This window comes from Streptomyces sp. MK37H (assembly GCF_018035285.1).
In the GTDB taxonomy this organism is placed as follows: domain Bacteria; phylum Actinomycetota; class Actinomycetes; order Streptomycetales; family Streptomycetaceae; genus Streptomyces; species Streptomyces endocoffeicus.
The window spans coordinates 1-15,636 of the sequence record NZ_JAAAYH010000069.1 but is presented as its reverse complement, the minus strand read 5'-3'; the positions used below and the strand labels follow the sequence as shown (position 1 = coordinate 15,636).

Below are 15,636 nucleotides of genomic sequence, written 5' to 3'. Positions count from 1 at the left end.
TGAGTGCTATGACACTGAGCGACGGAACGTATCGGATAGGCCCGCCGGACGCCCGGCTGCTGATCAGGACCAGCCGTACCGGGCTCGGCCGGAGGGCGGGGCACGATCTGACGATCGAGGCCACCCGCTGGTCCGGGGACGTGACGGTTGCCGTCGGCGCCCCTGAGCGGTCGTCGGTGAGCGTGACGATCGAGACGGACTCGCTGGACGTACGGGAGGCGACCGGCGGCCTGAAGCCACTCACCGACGGCGACCGCGCCGACATCAAGCGGACGCTGGAGGGCAAGGGGCAACTGCACACCGCGGAGCACCCCACGATCACCTTCGGCTCCACCCACATCACCGGTACGCCTCAGTCCTTCGAGATCACGGGCGACCTCACCATCAAGGGCCGGACCCACCCGGTGACGGTGCGCGGAAGCGCCGATCCGGACGGAACGCTGCGCGGCTCGGCGTCCTTCACCCAGTCCACCTGGGGCATCAAGCCGTACACCGCGTTCCTGGGCGCGTTGAAGCTGGCCGACGAGGTCCGGGTGGAGTTCATATGCCCCGGCGTGGCGGGCCGTTGAGGGTCCGCCACGCCAGGGGTTCGCCCGAGGGATGCCGCTAGCTGTCGGTCCGGGACGCGTCCTGGCAGCTCTCCGCGCCCTTGCACCGCTGGAGCGCGGTGAGGGTGCGATGCAGGGCGGCCCGTTGCTCGGCCGAGAGGGACGCCGCCCGGTTGGTCAGCTGCTCGGGGTCGGAGTCAAGATCGTAGAACTCCCGCTCTCCATCGGTGTATTCGACATAGAGGGAGTCATCGGTGCGCATCGCCGCGTAGGTCGGCGGGTCGCCCGCGTTCTTAGGCGCTGCGTCGGGATCGCCCTTCTTGGACGCCGCGCGATGGTGCTCGACCAGGACGGCATCACGCCACTCGTCCTCGGTCCGGCCGTGCATCAGGTCGCCCAGGCTGCGCCCGTCCACGGTCGACGGCGGGTCCACGCCCGCGAGGTCCAGGAAGGTCGGGTTGAGGTCGACGTTCTCGGCGAGCTGGGACACCTTCTTACCCGCCGGAACATCGGGTCCGGTGACCATCAGCGGCACGTTGATATCGGTGTCGTAGGCGGTCTGCTTTCCGGTGCGGAGCCGGTGTTCGCCCATGTGGAAGCCGTTGTCCGACCCGAACACGATATAGGTGTTGTCCGCCAGGCCCTTGTCCTCGAGCGTCTTCTCCAGTTGCCCGATCATGTCGTCGACCGCCTGGACCGAGCGCGCTCGCTTGGCGAAATTCCGGTCGATCCCCTTCTGCTCCTTCGACGTCAGCGGTGACAATGAGCGCTGCCATTCCGGCGCGTTAAGGGTCGCCTTGTCATAGGCATCGGTCTGCGGAGCCTTGAGCCCCGGGAACTTGCCCTTGTCGCGCGGCGCGGGTGTGTAGGGGCCGTGCGGTGCGAACGTGGCCACCTCCAGCATGAACGGCTTCTTCTCTTCCGCCGAGGAGCCGATGAACGAGGTGGCCTTCTTCGACAGGACGTCCGTCAGATAGTCCTGGGGGGCCTTGCCATAGGGCACGACCTTGCCGTTCTCGTTCAGCTCGTAGTTGTACTCATGGTAGCCCTCCCCGGCGACGTCCCACTCGTCCCAGCCGGCGGGCACATAGGGCTTGTCGGTGCCGTTCTTGTCGCCCGGCTGGTATCCGTTGAGGTACTTGCCCATGAACCCGGTGCGGTAGCCGGCGCGTTGCATCGCGGGCCCGAAGGTCTTCTTTTCGTTGCCGTTCTTCAGAAAGGCGCGGTAGCCGCCGTCGTCGCCGCTGTTGGTGAAGACACCGGTGTTGTGCGGGAATTGACCGGTGAGTATGGACGTACGCGACGGGCAGCACAGCGAGTCGGTGGCGAAGAAGTTACTGAAGGTCATCCCCTTCTTCTGCATCTCCTGTACGTGCGGCATGTACTTCACGAGATTCCATGCCAGGTCGTCGGTGAGGACGTACACGATGTTGGGCTTCGTACCGGAACGCGAGGCGTCGGTGTCAGAGGTGGCACCTTCGGCCGTGTTCCCCATTCTGTTGTTGCACGAGGCCAACATCGCGACGGCCAGGGCCGCACACAGGGCGGCGAGGACACGTGGACGGCGACTGCCGAACATGGCGCAACCTCCTACGAGTTGTGCGTCTTCGTCGCCGGGAACCGTAGGAGGCGGCTTTGTGCGATTCTTGTGAGACACCGGCGCCCCGGGCCATGAGCGGCCCGGGGCGCCTGCCGTGAGCTGGTCCGATCAGCGCGGTGGCCTCGTCGCCTACGGCGTGGCGGCGTGCTGTTTGACGAGTTCGTAACTGCGCAGCCGGGCGTCCAGCGCGTAGACCGGTGTGACCAGCATCAGCTCCTCCGCGCCCGTCGCCTTCGCCACCTCCGTCAGCCGCCGCAGGACCGTCTCGGGCGTGCCGTACGCCTGATGGGCCCCGAACGCCGCGACCCCCGCCCGCTCCTCCGCGGTGAAGGGGTGTGCCGACGCCTCTTCGGGCGAGGGGAACGGGGCCTCGCTGTGCCCCTTGAGGAGCCCGGCCTTGACGACGTTCATCGGGCCCGCCAGCCATGTGGCCTCGTCCTCGGTCTCGGCGCAGATGGTTTCCACGCACACCAGCACACGGGGGCTCTCGCACCACGGGGAGGGGGAGAAGTGCGCACGGTAGTGGTCGAGCGCGGCAAGGGTGTTGTCGGGGCGGATGTGATGGGCGAAGGCCATGGGCAGGCCGAGCAGCGCGGCGAGCGCCGCACCGGCCTCGCTGGAGGCCAGCAGCCACGGCTCCGGGAGCGTGCCGAGCGCCACCTCCTCGACCAGGAACCGCAGCGTCGCCGCCACATCGTCCCGGTACTCGTCGTCCGTCGTCGGACCGGCGCCACGCCGCAGCGCCCGGGCCGTGGCCTCGTCGAAGGTGCCGGGACCGCGGCCGATGCCCAGGTCGATCCGGTCGGGGTGCAGCGCGGCGAGGGTGCCGAACTGCTCCGCCAGCATGATGGGGGCGTGGTTGGGGGCCAGTACGCCTCCGGAGCCCAGGCGGATGGCCGAGGTCGACGCGGCCGCGTGGGCGGTCAGCACCACGGGTGGGAACGCGCCGATGGCGGGGGAGTGGTGGTGCTCGGCGTACCAGAGTCGGCGGTAGCCGAGAGCGTCGAGACGCTGGGCGAAGGCGGTGGTGTCACGTAACGTGTCCACGGCTCGCGTACCAGCCTGGACCATGGCGACTTCCAGCGCGGAGAGCGGCACATCGATCATGCTGTGAGCATACGGAGTCCGGTGGTGTGAGGCAGCGGTTCCCCGACCCCGGGTGTTCGGAACCCCGGTGGTCAGGGTATGCGTTGACGGTTTGGCCTAGGAAAGAGGAGCGAGACCGCATGGCTGCCACGCTGGACGACATCACACGCACCTGGCTTCGGGAACCCCGGTTCTGGCAGGTGGCCACGCTGAACCCGGACGGTTCGCCGCAGTTGACGCCGATGTGGGCCGATCTGGAGGACGGCCTGGTGGTGATCAACACCTCGGCGGGCCGGGTCAAGGAGGAGAACCTCCGGCGTGATCCCCGCGTGTCGCTGTGCTGCATGGACACCGAGGACCCGTATCACCGGGTGGAGATCCGGGGCAGCGCCGTCCGCTTCGTCGAGGGCGATCCGGCCGTACGGGTGATGGACCGTCTCGCGCAGAAGTACCTGGGCACGGAGACATTCCCCTGGCTGGCCCCCGGCGAGGTGCGGGTGGCGGTCTACATCGAGCCGCACCATGTCCACCGCGTCGTGGGTGTCGAGAAGTTCCGGCCGGGGGTGCTGCCGGACGCCTGAGAACGCCCCCGCGGCCACTCGATCGGGGACCGTCCCTTCCTCTCCGTGGGATGCTGGTCGGCAGGGGATGTATCCGGACATCGGGGGAGTGCGGATTGGACGAGGAACGGCGCCGCGACGACGGCGAGGACGGTGCGCGGGCGCTGCGCGTGTGGGCCACCGTCGCGGCCCGCCAGGCCCAGGACGTGTTGCGTCGCGCGGCGGACGACCCGGCGCGGCCCGTCGCGCTGTCCCGGACGATCGAGCATCTTGCCGCCATCGAGCGGCTGTTGCCCGCGGACGATCCGCTCCGGGACCGCTTCGTGCCCTTGCTGGGCGTCATGGTGTGCATGCGGTTCGTCGGCCGCGGGACGGACGACACGTCCGAGGAAGCCCGGCTCGAACGGGAGCATGCCCTGCGCCATCTGCGCTGGGCCGACCGCACCAGACCGCTCACCGACCCGTTCGCGGTGAAGGCCCGGAGCGCGCTGCTCCAGCTGCTCGTCCCGGAGCACTGCGCACGGGCCTTGCGCGCGTGGCGCCATGGCCCCCGCCGGAAGCCGCTGCTCCGGGCCTCCGGTCCGCGGCCGCCGACCGCATCGCCACGGGATGACCTGGCGGAGGCCAGGGAGGTTCTGAAGCGCCTCACCGCCGGCCCGGAAGATCCGGACATGCGCGGGATCCTCGGGTTCCTCGCGTCGGAGATCGAGCCGGCGCGGTCCTCGTCCTCGTCCTCTTCCTCCTCCGGCTTCTGCGCCCCGCCCGGGGGGAGTTCGCCGATCGCCACGGAGTCGCCCGATGAAGTGGAACCCGGGGAATGTGCCGAGGACCCGCTGGCCGACGCCGTCCAGGGCGTGCTGGGCTGGGCCTCCGACGACATACCGCGGTTGACCGAGCTCGTGGTGTGGCTGTACATGGCCGTGGGCCGGCCCACGAACTCCCCCGAGGAGGCCGACGCGGAAGTGGCGGCCCTGGGCCTGGACGGGCCGGGCCTCGCCCCGCTGCGCGAGCTGCTGACCGGGCTCGGGTCGGGCGAGGGCGACCCCCGGGCACTGGCCCAGGAGGTCCGGCGCGGCGCGGACGTCGCCCGGCGGGCGCTGCGGGAGCTGCCAGCACACAAGCCCGAACGAGCCCGCGTCGCCAGGCTGCACGCCGTCCTGCTGGTGTGGGCCAACCTCCTGGTGCCCGGCATGATGGACTTCGACGAGCTGGACGAGGCCATGGCGGAGCCGGGGCCCGACCCCGCCGACCGTCCCGGCGCCCCGGGGTACGTCGGTATGGAGCAGCGGCTGGCCACTCTGGTCGATTCCGTACGGGTCTCCCAGACCGGCGATCTGGCGCACCTGGAGACGAGCGTCGGCCGGATCCGGGAGATCGTCGACTCATTGTCCGAGGACGGCGAGGGGGCCGCCGCCCGCCGTGCCCTGGCCTCCGGCATGGCCGGGCGTCTGGACGCGGTGGCGACGCTCGGGGGCAGCCTCCAGGCCGCCGACGCCGCCCTGACCCTGGCCAGGGAGGTGCGCGCCGCTCACGAGCGCGAGGGCTCACCGTCGTCCACGAGCACGCTCACCGTGGTGGTGTCCGCCTGCCAGCATGAGCTGGCTCTGGCCCGCCGCAGCGGGGACTTCACCGTGCTGCCGCGCCTGGTCGAGGAGCTGACCGACCTGTACGCCACCCTGCCGCCCGACCAGGAGAACCGCTTCGCCCTCGCCGCCACCCTGGCCGAGGTCCACCGGGAGCAGGCCGCCCGCAATCAGGACCAGGCCGGATTCCGCGCCGCGGCCCGGTATCTGAGGGAGGTGGTGGCGACCGACCCGCGGCAGCTCGCGCCCCTGCTCGCGCCGTACTTCCCGGCCGTGCGCATCTCCGCACTGCTCCAGCTGATGACGATCGAACCCAGCAGGGACGCGGCCGACGCGGCCATCGAGGAGGTCCACCGGACCATCGAGGGACCGCAGCCCACCCCCCACGAGGAACTCCGGCTGCGCTACCAGCTCGGCCGGGCCCTGCTGCACACGGCCCGCCACCTCGACGACCCGGACCTGCTCGACCTGAGCATCGCCGAGTTGTCCCGGGTCCGCGAGCTGATCGTCGGAGGAGACGGCTTGCCGCACACCGCCGACGCCCTGACACAGCTGTCCGAAGCCCACTGGCTCCGCCGCTCGCGCGGCGGGCCGCGCGTCGACGAGGACCGGGTGGCCGGACTCGCCGCCAGAGGCGAGGCGCTGGTCAGGCTGTCCTCGGACGTCCTCCTCCAGCCCGGCTCCGAACACGGCCTGGCCGTGGCCCGCTTCGGGTCGGCACAGGCGCTGTGGCTGGCCTACTGGAGCACTGTGTCCGGCCGTCCGGCCAAGGCGGTGCACGCGCTGGAACTGGGCCGGGCCCTGGTGCTGCGGGCCGGTGCCGCGTCCCGTGGCATGCCCGAGATCCTCGAAGCCCGGGGACACCCGGACCTGGCCCGCCAGTGGCGCGCCGGGGTCGCCGCGAGCCCGCTCCAGCCCGACACCGCGGCTGCCCTTCCGGGCTGGGCCACCGGCCCGCGGATCCCGGGCGGCCTCCGCCGCAGGGCACTTGAAGCGCTGGGCGCGGGCAGCGGTGCGGACGCCCGGAAGCTGCTCGACCCCCCGGACGTGCCGACGCTGAGGGCCGGGCTCACCGCCGCCGGTGCCGATGCGCTCGTCTACCTGGTCCCCGGGCAGGCCCCCGGCATGCCCGGCTTCGCCCTGATCCTGCGCTCTGGCACCGGCGACGCCGTCCTGAAGCTGCCGTTGCTGACCCCCGGCAGCCCGCCACTGGAGCGCTACCTCGACGTCACCGCCCGGCGTTCCGGGGCAGCCGCCGACGCCACGGCCGACCCGGGCCGTCGGACGGAGTGGGACGGGCAGTGGCAAGCGGCATTGCGCGAGCTGTGCGACTGGGCCTGGCCCGCCGCGATGGGCCCCGTCCTGGCCGCCGTGGGCCCGCTCCACCAGCCGCCCAGGATCGTGCTGGTGCCGTGCGGGCCACTCGGCGCGGTCGCCTGGCACGCGGCCCGCACCCCGTACGGGACCGACGGGCGCGAGTACCGGTACGCCTGCGAGGAAGCGGTGCTCAGCTACGCACCCTCCGGCGCCGAGTTCCTGCGGGCCGCGCCCCGGGACCGGCTGCCCACCACCGCCGGGCAGGTCCTGGTCGCCGACCCCGAACTCAGCCTCGTATGGGCCGAGATCGAGGCGGAGGCGCTGCACACGGCCTGCTACCCCGACGGCCTCCGCTACGGCGAGTTCCCCACGGCCGGCGTCAGCGACGCGCCGGGGACACCCGAGGACATCCTCGCCGCCCTGCCCGGTGGCGGCTCACCGGTGGCCGTTCTGCACATCTGCTGCCATGCCCTGGCCGGTCCGGACCCCACGCGCTCGGCACTCTGGCTCGCCGCCCCGCCCACCGGACCCGAGGACGCCGGACGCCTGACCGTGGCCCGCATCCTGGACGGCGCGGCCACCGAACAGCCGGGCGGGGCAGGCCCGTTGGTTGTGCTCAGCGCCTGCGAGACGGATCTGAGCACCCGCGACCACGACGAGGCCCTGACCCTGTCCACCGCCCTGGTCGCCCGTGGCGCGGCCGATGTCATCGGCTCGCGCTGGGCCGTGAACGACGCCCCGACGGCCCTGATGATGGCCGTCTTCCACGACTTCGTCACCGCACACGGCCTCGCCCCGGTGGACGCCCTGCGCGCCGCCCAGCTCTGGATGCTCGACCCGCGCCGTGAGCCCCCGCCCACCCTCCGCGGCGAACTCCGCGGCGAGGCCACCCGCACCGACCTCGACCACATCCACTTCTGGGCCGCCTTCACCCACCAGGGCAACCCGGCGGCCCGGGACACCCACTGATCCCAGCTCCGCGCCCTGCGCCGTCCGGCCGGAGGGCTATCCGAGGACGAGCGGGAGCCTGGCGGCCAGGTCGCCGAGGCCGGCCTGCTCCTCGGCGGTCGGGGCCCGTCGCCCGGTGCCGACCAGCAGTGTGTCCTTGTCGGACCACGACGCGGGGAACGCCGCCCCGGCGATCCTCTCCAGCATCCCGCGCGCCCCGGCGAGGCTCTCGGCGGGAGGGTCCGCCGCGCTGGGGAGGTGGGCGATCAGGTCGAGATGGTGCAGGGTCCACTCCATGACGTACGCGGAGAGGTAGTCGCCCGCGGTGAGCACCACATCGCGGGTGCTGACCCTGAGGGCCGGGTCGGCGAGCCCGGCCGCGCGCCCGGCGGCGGAGCCCACGTCGTCGAGGTGGAACTTCAGCAGCCACGGGTCCTCGTACGCGGCGGCCAGCCGGACGATCAGCGCGTCGAGCGGGTCGTCGCCGGTCGGCGGCGCGTCGGCCACTTCCCAGTAGGTCACCGCGTCGCGTGTCGGTTCCGCGTCGGTGGGGGTCGCCAGGGTGATCAGGACGTCCTGAGCGTCGATGACCAGGTGGCACACCAGGTCCCGTACGAGCCAGCCGGCACAGCCGGAGGGCCGTGCGAAGTCCTCGTCCGGGAGCTCGGCGACCGCCGTGCGCAAGGCCGTCCACGAGCGTGAGAAGAGATCCACGGCAGCAAGCTAGCAGCGCGCCGCCCGGCCCGCGACCGAATTCATCCCCGCCCCGCGAACGCCCAACTCGGGTCCGGGAGTGGGGAATTGGTGGGGCGCCGATGCCGTCGGCCCCGGCCCCTCACCCGTCGTAGTGGCGTACGTCGTCGAGGTATTCGCGCGCCCGCTCCTGGACCAGCGGGGGCAGTTCACCGGCGGCCAGATCCGCGAAGGTGGTCTTCTCCAGCACCTGCCGCAGACTCGCCCGCACCGCGCGCCACACATCGGGCAGCACTGCGGCCGCTCCGGGGTACTCCAGACCGCTGAGGCCCACGTCCCGCACATTGGCCAGCGGGCCGTCGATGGCGCGGATCGCGTCGGCGAGGGTGATCTCCTTCGCCGGGCGCGCCAGCAGATATCCGCCTTCCGGGCCCCGCACACTGCGCACCAGGTGGGCCAGGCGCAGCTCGCGCAGGATGCCGAAGAGGAAACGCAGGGGAATGTCCTGCCGGGTCGCCACCTGTTCGGCGGTCAGGGGTGAGCCCTCCGCGGCCGCCAGTTCGGCCATCGCCCGGACGGCATAGTCCGACTTGGCTGTGATCCGCACCAGGGCAAGTTATCACGCACGTCCGTTTCATGGGGTCGGTCCCCATACCACCGGCTTGGGTATCCACCCTGGTGGCGCCAAGGGCGGCTCGTTGTTCCGCCATGAGTTCACCAAGTTCATTGAATTGGTGAACTTAGATGGCTACGGTACCGGTTGCGTGAGCGGGGCATCGGTTCTGCTCCGCCGCCGGTTCCGGGGAAGCAGGAGGTATCACATGGCATCGCCAGAGCCGTGTAGCACGTCAGGGCCGTGTACGAGGACCGTCGCCGTCGTGGGGGCGGGGGCCGCCGGCGCGCTGGTGGCGATCCAGCTCTGCGAGACCGCGGCACGCCGCCGTGTCCCGTTCGAACTCCTGCTGATCGACCCGGCCCCGGAGGCCGGCCGCGGCATCGCCTACTCCACTCTCGACCCGCGCCACCGCCTCAATGTGCCGGCCGGCAAGATGAGCTGCTACCCCGACGATCCCGGACACTTCGTGCGGTGGCTGTGCCACCACGGCGAACCGGGCGTGCGGAGCGGCGACTTCGCGGAGCGCTACCGCTACGGCGCCTACCTCGCCGACACCCTCGGCCGAGCCATCATGGCGGCGCAGGGCGTCGTCACCGTCCGCCGACTGCGCACCCGGGCCACCGGCTGCCACTGGACCACTCTCCCCGGCGGGGACCCGCGGGCCCGGCTGGAGCTCGCCGACGGCCGTACCGTCGAGGCGCACCGCGTGGTGCTGGCCACCGGGCCGTCCCGCCCCACCGCCGGCTGGGCCCCCGAGGACCTGCGTGGCAGTGACCGCTTCATCGCCGACCCCTGGGCGCCGGGCGCCCTGGACGCCGCCCTCCAGGACGGGCAGAAGGAGGATGTACTCCTCGTCGGCACCGGGCTGACCTCGGTGGACATCGCCATGACGCTCGACCGCCCCGGCCGCACGGTGCACAGCGTGTCCCGTGGCGGAAGGCTGCCGCAGGCGCATGCGGTGGACCCGCTTCCCGCCGCCACGTGTGCGACGCCACTGCACGGTCTTTCCCTGGCCGCGCTGCGGGCCGCGGTACGTCAGCACATCGGCCGCGTCATGCGCACCCACGGCGACTGGCGGCCCGCGGTGGACGGGCTGCGCCCGGTCACGGCCGAGATCTGGGCATCGATGTCCACCGCGGAACGGGCCGAGTTCGTGGAGCAGGACGGCTCCCTCTGGAACACCCACCGCCATCGCATGCCCCCGGCCACCGCCGAGGCGGTCGGGCGCATGTGCCGCACCCGGCGGATGCGGACGTATCAGGGGCGGCTCGCCTCCGCCTCGGCCCGGCCCGACGGCTCCCTGACGGTCTCCCTCACCACCGCCGACGGCCTGCGCACGCTGCCCGTCGGCTGGGTGGTGGACTGTACGGGGCCGGGTCTGCGGCTCTCCGGCACGGCCGACCCGCTGTGGCGGAGCCTGCTCGACCAGGGCGCCGCGATACCCGGCCCGCTCAGCATGGGCGTCGCCACCGACCACGGACGGCTGCGTGACGCGGACGGCGGCACCACACGCCCCCTGTGGACCCTCGGCGCGCCCCGCCGTGGCGAGTTGTGGGAAACCACCGCCATCCCGGAGATCCGGGCACAGGCCGCCACCATCGCCGGGGCCGTCCTCGACCCGTGGACGGCCCCCGCACTCCCCGCCACCGGCGGCCCCGCCCGGCGCCGCACACGTCGGCCAACGGACACCTCGGGCTTCCCCCTCAGCACCCACGCGGCCGCCGCCACCGCCTACCGCCTCGGCGTGGACCGGCTGCTGAAGGTCCGGACCGGGGCCGCGCAGGCGCTCCGCCGCTCCGTGGCGCTCGACCCCGGATTCGCCCTCGGCCACGCCGCGCTCGCGCTCATCGGCCATGAGTGCGGGGCCGATGTGGACGTCTCCCGCGCCCTGGCCGACGCCCGGCGCGCGGTGCGCGAGCGCGCCGACGACTATGAACGCTCCTTCGTGGACGTCGTCTCCCGCCGCGTCCTCCACCCGCCCACGGACGGCGACGCCGCCCTCCTGCGCCACTTGGAGAAGTACCCGGGTGACGCGCTGGCGCTCGCCGTCGCCGTGCCCACCATCGCCTTCTCCGGTCTGCGCGATCTCGACGGCGCCACCGCGCTCCGCGTGGTCGAGCGCACCGCCCCGGCGCACGGGGAAGGCTGGTTCCACACCTCCCTGCTCGCCTTCATGCGCCAGGAGCAGGGGCGTTACGACGAGGCCGGAGTCCTGGCCGAGCGGGCCCTGGCCGCCGAACCCGCCTCCGGCCACGCCATGCACGCCCTCGCCCATGTGCACTACGAGTCCGGCGACCACCGGGCGGGCCGCGAGCGACTCGAACGATGGCTGGCGCACCAGGGCCGGGGCGGAACACACCGCGCCCACTTCTCCTGGCACGCAGCCCTCCACGAACTCGCCCTCGAGGACACGGCGGCGGTCCGCCGCCGGTGGGCGGAGCAGCTGTCGCCCGGGAAGGTGTACGGGGTCCGCGCCCTGGTCGACTCCGGCTCCCTGCTGTGGCGCGCCCGGCTGGCGGGCGCGTGGCAGGGCCCGTTCCCGATCGGCGACGTCCTGGACACGGCACCCGCCGACGTTCTGGAGCGTCCGGCCACCGCGTTCGTCGCCCTGCACTCCGCCATCGCCCTCACCGCGGCGGACGACCTGCCCGGGCTGCGGCGGCTGCGGGTCCACGCCCTGCGCGCCGACGAGGTGCAGCGAAGTGTCATCGCGCCGCTGTGCGCGGCGTTCGAGGACATCCTGGAAGAGCGCTGGACCGACGCGGCACGCGGATTGGAGCGTCTCCTGCCACGGCTCCCCGGTGTGGGCGGCAGCGCCGCACAGCGCGAGATCGTGGAGGAGGCACTGCTGTACGCGCTGGTGTCCGCGGGCCGGTGCGAGGCGGCCCGGGATCGTCTGGAGGAGCGGCTGGACCGCCGTTCCTCTCCCCACGACCGGCGACGGCTGACGGCCCTGTCCTCCTGACCGCACTGTGACGCCTGCGGCGGGCCGCTCCCCTTCCCGCCGCTTCCCGCGGCATCGATATGCGGCTCCGCCGCGTGGTCCGCCGCGTGGTCCGCCGGACACCCGGTAGCCCTGACCACGTTCCCGTTCCGACTGCCGGGCGCCCCGGCCCGGATTCCCGGGCCGGGGCGGTGACATGTGTGGGGATGACAGTGGACCAGACCACTTCCGTCTCATGTCTTGACCGTGAACGGACAGACGGTATGGTCTAGACCTAGTGCGGCGCTGATTCACGGCCGCCCCTTGCGGCCCATGAAGCGTTCCGTGCAGCCACCCCCCACATCCCCCCACATCCTCACCTTCGGCAAGGACTTCCCGTCTGGCGTGGGGCCTCGCCGCGAAGGAGTTGGCATGAACATGAAACGAAAGTTGGCGGTTGTCGTCGGCGCGGGGATAGCCCCCCTGATCGCTCTGAGCCTCCCCGCGAGCGAGGCGAGCGCGCACGGCTACATCTCCACCCCGCCGAGCCGCCAGGCCCAGTGTGCGGCCGGGACCGTGCCCTGCGGCGACATCAAATACGAGCCGCAGAGCGTCGAAGGTCCCAAGGGGCTGACGAACTGCAGCGCCGGCAACTCGAGGTTCGCCGAGCTCGACGACGACAGCAAGGGCTGGGCGGTCACCCCCGTCCCGTCCAAGGCCAGCTTCACCTGGAAACTGACCGCACGTCACGCGACCAACACCTGGCAGTACTTCGTCGGCGGCCAGAAGGTCGCGGAGATCAACGACGGCGGGGCGCAGCCGGGCGAGACCGTCACCCATCAGGTGGACTTCGGCGGCCTGAAGGGCAAGCAGAAGGTTCTGGCGGTCTGGAACATCGCGGACACCTCCAACGCCTTCTACGCCTGCATCGATGTGAACATCGGCGGCTGAACGCGAGCGGGTGAACGCAGGCGGGTGAACGCAGGCGATTGAACACCGAAGGCCGGTCGCCCCTGAGGCGGCCGGCCTTCGGCGTCGCCACCGCGTGCACAGTGCGCATGGCGCTCGGCTACCGGGGGCCGTATGTAAGCCTCCGCAGCAGCTTTTCGGCGGGCCCCGGAAGCGACCGGCGCTGCAGGAGATAGGCCCCGGCCACCGTGGCGAGCCAGACCAGGACGGCGCTCAGGCACGCGGCGAGCGTCGGGCTGCCGGTCCGCTCCCCGAGCGCGAGGGCGAACGGGGAGAGCAGCACCACCCACGCGAGGGACTGGAACAGATAGCCGCTCAGCGACCGCTGGCCGAGAGCCGCCAGCGCCTCCACGGGAAGCTTCCGCCCCGAGGCGGAGCGGGCCTTCGACAGACGCAGGGCGAGGAGCCCGAAGAGCGCCACATATCCCGGGCCGCCGAACTGGCCGCTCACTTCGTACAGGCTCAGGAACGCGTCCGCGGTGGCGTCGTCGACATGTACGAATCCGCCGCTGACCAGGCCGATCGGCACCCCGCCCGCGAAGGCTATGCCGAGTGCGACCACGGCGGTGCGGACCAGCAGCCGCCGGTGGCGGGCCGGGTCCTCCAGGACGCCACGCCGCGCGGCCCACGCCCCAAGCCAGACGATCACGATGAACGGCAGCACGCTCAGCGTGTGGATCGGCCACTCGCCGAGCCGGTCGGCCACGGACGTGAGGTAGTCGGGGGCCGAGAGCGAATCGACATCGTCCGTCGGCACGGCGGCGGACCCCGGGCCGCTGTGCGTGGCGCGGTACACGGCCGCGGCACCCAGGGCGGCGGCATACACCACCGTGCACCCCCAGAGCCACAGCACGACACGCTGCACACGTCCGCCGCGGCGCAGGAGCAGCAGGGTGAAGACGATGCCGACGATGCCGTAGGCCCCCAGGAAATCACCAAAGTTGAGCAACGCGGCATGGACGAGACCGAAGGCGATGAGCCATGCGTTGCGCTTCAGCAGCACCGAGCGGGCCGCACCGGGCCCGGACCCCTCCGCGTCCTGTCTGCGGGTGAGCTGCACCAGCCCGTAGCCGAACATCACGGCGAACATCGGATAGGCGCGGGCGTGCACGAAGACGAACATGGCGAGGTTGAACGGGCGTTCCCAGCCGTGTGGCGACGCCTCGGCGCCCGGCTGGTTGCCGAAGGCGGCCACCGCGGCGTTCGCGAGCGCGATGAACAGCAGCATGGAGCCCCGCGCCAGATCGGGGGCCAGGGCCCGTTCGGTCCGGCGGACAGGGCCCCGTGCGGGGCCCGGGGCATGGGACTGCGTTATGGCTGTCACCTGGATCTCTCTCCGTCCTGACATGAGGGCCCAGCGGGCAACGGGCATGGGCGAGCCCTCGGTGCCCGGCTTAGTATAAGGCATAATCTATATGTCGGATACTAAGTAGCGGTAGGCCATGATGTACCTGGTGAGCAACCGAGGTACGAGAAGGAGAAGCGCCATGTCGGCCGAGCAGGAGGAGGCACCCGCCGAGCTGGCCCGCCTGTGGAGGCTCCCGGTCTCGGCCTCGGGCCTCGGCCGGCCCGCCGCGCTCGACACCGAGCGCGTGGTGCGGACGGGGGTGGAACTGGCGGACCGCGATGGGCTGGCGGGCGCGACGCTGCCGAAGATCGCGAAGGAGCTGGGCGTCTCCCCGATGTCCCTCTACCGCCATGTGGGGTCCAAGGACGAGCTCCTCGTCCTCATGCGGGACCTGGCCCTCGGCCCTCCGCCCGAGGTCGAGACCGCGCCGGACCGGTGGCGAGAGGGGCTACGGCGGTGGACCGTCGCCCAGCGGCTGGTCCACCACGACCGCCCGTGGCTCCCCCGCCTCCCCATCGCGGGACCGCCGATGGGGCCTCATGAGATCGCCTGGATGGAAGCGGGCCTGAGCGCGCTGAGCGGCACGGAACTGGACTGGGCCGCGAAGGTCGGGAGTCTGACCCTGCTCAGCGGCTATGTGCGCCACGCCTCCCTGCTGTCCCAGGAACACGCGCAGGGCAGGAGCGAAACGGGACTGAGCCAGGAGGAGACCGAGCGGGCCTACGGCAGGACCCTGGCGCGGCTCATCACCCCGGACCGCTTTCCGCAGGTGGCGCTGCTGTTCTCGTCGGGCCTGTTCGAGGCGGCGCCCGAGGGGGCGTACGACGATCCGGCGACCGACCATGACTTCGTCTTCGGCCTCGAACGCGTCCTCGACGGGATCGCCGTGGCCGTCGACCGCGCGCGGACGGGGACGGGGACGGGCTAGAACGGGACGGCAGGAGGCGATGACGTCAGGCGAGGGCACGGGGAGAGGGTCAACTCGGTGTCGGGGCGGTGGTGGCACGCCCCGGCACCCGTCCTCTCCGGGCGATGATCGCGGTCACGGTCTTGCCCCCGGGCTCCTCACGGACGGTCGTGGCCGTGGCCAGGCCGCTGATCATCGGCCAGCCGAATCCGCCGCCCTCGCCGCGCACATCCGGAGAGCGCCGGTGCGGCGGTACGCGGCTGGCATCGCCGACGGCGATGGTGATGGCGTCAGGGTCGGCCGACACGCGCAGTGAGCAGAACCGGCCGCCCGAGTGCCGTACGGCATTGGTGACCAGCTCCGAGACGACCAGCATCACCGCGTCGGCGGCGCCCTGATCGGGCGCCGGACGCAGGCCTTCCAGAAAGGTGCTGGTGAGATGTCGTGCGTGCGCGGCGGCTTCGGGGCGGCATTCCAGGGTCTCCCGCACCGCGGACGGCGTGGTGGCCGTCCGCTGGGCCGTGGCGGTGTGCATGAC

The 15,636-nt window shown here is 72.0% G+C and carries 12 protein-coding genes; 6 read left to right on the top strand and 6 right to left on the bottom strand.

All coding sequences use genetic code 11. The features are described from left to right. Positions 1 to 8 precede the first annotated feature (8 nt). Complete coding sequence (locus GWI24_RS13025; protein WP_210946114.1) at positions 9 to 569, top strand: YceI family protein; 561 nt, start codon at positions 9 to 11, stop codon at positions 567 to 569. Between the two features lie 37 nt (positions 570 to 606). Here the strand turns inward: GWI24_RS13025 and GWI24_RS13020 are convergent, their stop codons facing one another. Together GWI24_RS13020 and GWI24_RS13015 are read right to left on the bottom strand one after the other, a co-directional pair. Continuing rightward, complete coding sequence (locus GWI24_RS13020) at positions 607 to 2,127, bottom strand: sulfatase (RefSeq protein ID WP_210946113.1); 1,521 nt, start codon at positions 2,125 to 2,127, stop codon at positions 607 to 609. Between the two features lie 150 nt (positions 2,128 to 2,277). Further along, positions 2,278 to 3,255, bottom strand: a complete 978-nt coding sequence (locus GWI24_RS13015) for an MsnO8 family LLM class oxidoreductase (protein ID WP_210946112.1) — start codon at positions 3,253 to 3,255, stop codon at positions 2,278 to 2,280. A gap of 119 nt (positions 3,256 to 3,374) precedes the next feature. On the opposite strand from GWI24_RS13015, the gene GWI24_RS13010 reads away from it, so the two are divergent. After that, on the top strand, positions 3,375 to 3,815 hold the full coding sequence (locus GWI24_RS13010; RefSeq protein ID WP_210946111.1) for a PPOX class F420-dependent oxidoreductase: 441 nt from the start codon (positions 3,375 to 3,377) through the stop codon (positions 3,813 to 3,815). Positions 3,816 to 3,910: 95 nt separating this feature from the next. After that, positions 3,911 to 7,663 carry a CHAT domain-containing protein gene (locus GWI24_RS13005; RefSeq protein ID WP_247616281.1) on the top strand — a complete coding sequence of 1,251 codons (3,753 nt, stop codon included), beginning with the start codon at positions 3,911 to 3,913 and terminating at the stop codon, positions 7,661 to 7,663. Between the two features lie 36 nt (positions 7,664 to 7,699). On the opposite strand, the gene GWI24_RS13000 is transcribed toward GWI24_RS13005, so the two are convergent. Both GWI24_RS13000 and GWI24_RS12995 read right to left on the bottom strand, forming a co-directional pair. Further along, a complete protein-coding gene (locus GWI24_RS13000; RefSeq protein ID WP_210946109.1) occupies positions 7,700 to 8,356 on the bottom strand; it encodes a maleylpyruvate isomerase N-terminal domain-containing protein in 657 nt (218 codons plus the stop codon). 121 nt (positions 8,357 to 8,477) lie between these two features. Further along, a complete protein-coding gene (locus GWI24_RS12995; RefSeq protein ID WP_210946108.1) occupies positions 8,478 to 8,942 on the bottom strand; it encodes an Rrf2 family transcriptional regulator in 465 nt (154 codons plus the stop codon). A gap of 214 nt (positions 8,943 to 9,156) precedes the next feature. Here GWI24_RS12995 and GWI24_RS12990 point away from each other — a divergent pair, with 214 nt between their 5' ends. Together GWI24_RS12990 and GWI24_RS12985 are read left to right on the top strand one after the other, a co-directional pair. Next, the gene (locus GWI24_RS12990; RefSeq protein ID WP_210946107.1) at positions 9,157 to 11,916 is read left to right on the top strand and encodes an FAD/NAD(P)-binding protein; all 2,760 of its coding nucleotides are present in this window, start codon (positions 9,157 to 9,159) and stop codon (positions 11,914 to 11,916) included. 390 nt (positions 11,917 to 12,306) lie between these two features. Further along, positions 12,307 to 12,825, top strand: coding sequence for a lytic polysaccharide monooxygenase auxiliary activity family 9 protein (locus GWI24_RS12985; protein WP_210946106.1), 519 nt, complete (start codon positions 12,307 to 12,309; stop codon positions 12,823 to 12,825). A gap of 118 nt (positions 12,826 to 12,943) precedes the next feature. Here the strand turns inward: GWI24_RS12985 and GWI24_RS12980 are convergent, their stop codons facing one another. After that, positions 12,944 to 14,167, bottom strand: a complete 1,224-nt coding sequence (locus GWI24_RS12980; RefSeq protein ID WP_210946105.1) for a DUF418 domain-containing protein — start codon at positions 14,165 to 14,167, stop codon at positions 12,944 to 12,946. A gap of 163 nt (positions 14,168 to 14,330) precedes the next feature. Between GWI24_RS12980 and GWI24_RS12975 the strand changes: the two genes are divergently transcribed. Continuing rightward, positions 14,331 to 15,119, top strand: a complete 789-nt coding sequence (locus GWI24_RS12975) for a TetR/AcrR family transcriptional regulator (protein WP_210946104.1) — start codon at positions 14,331 to 14,333, stop codon at positions 15,117 to 15,119. A gap of 49 nt (positions 15,120 to 15,168) precedes the next feature. Here the strand turns inward: GWI24_RS12975 and GWI24_RS12970 are convergent. Continuing rightward, a partial coding sequence (locus tag GWI24_RS12970) for an ATP-binding protein (RefSeq protein ID WP_308343630.1) occupies positions 15,169 to 15,636 on the bottom strand: 468 nt, incomplete at its 5' end.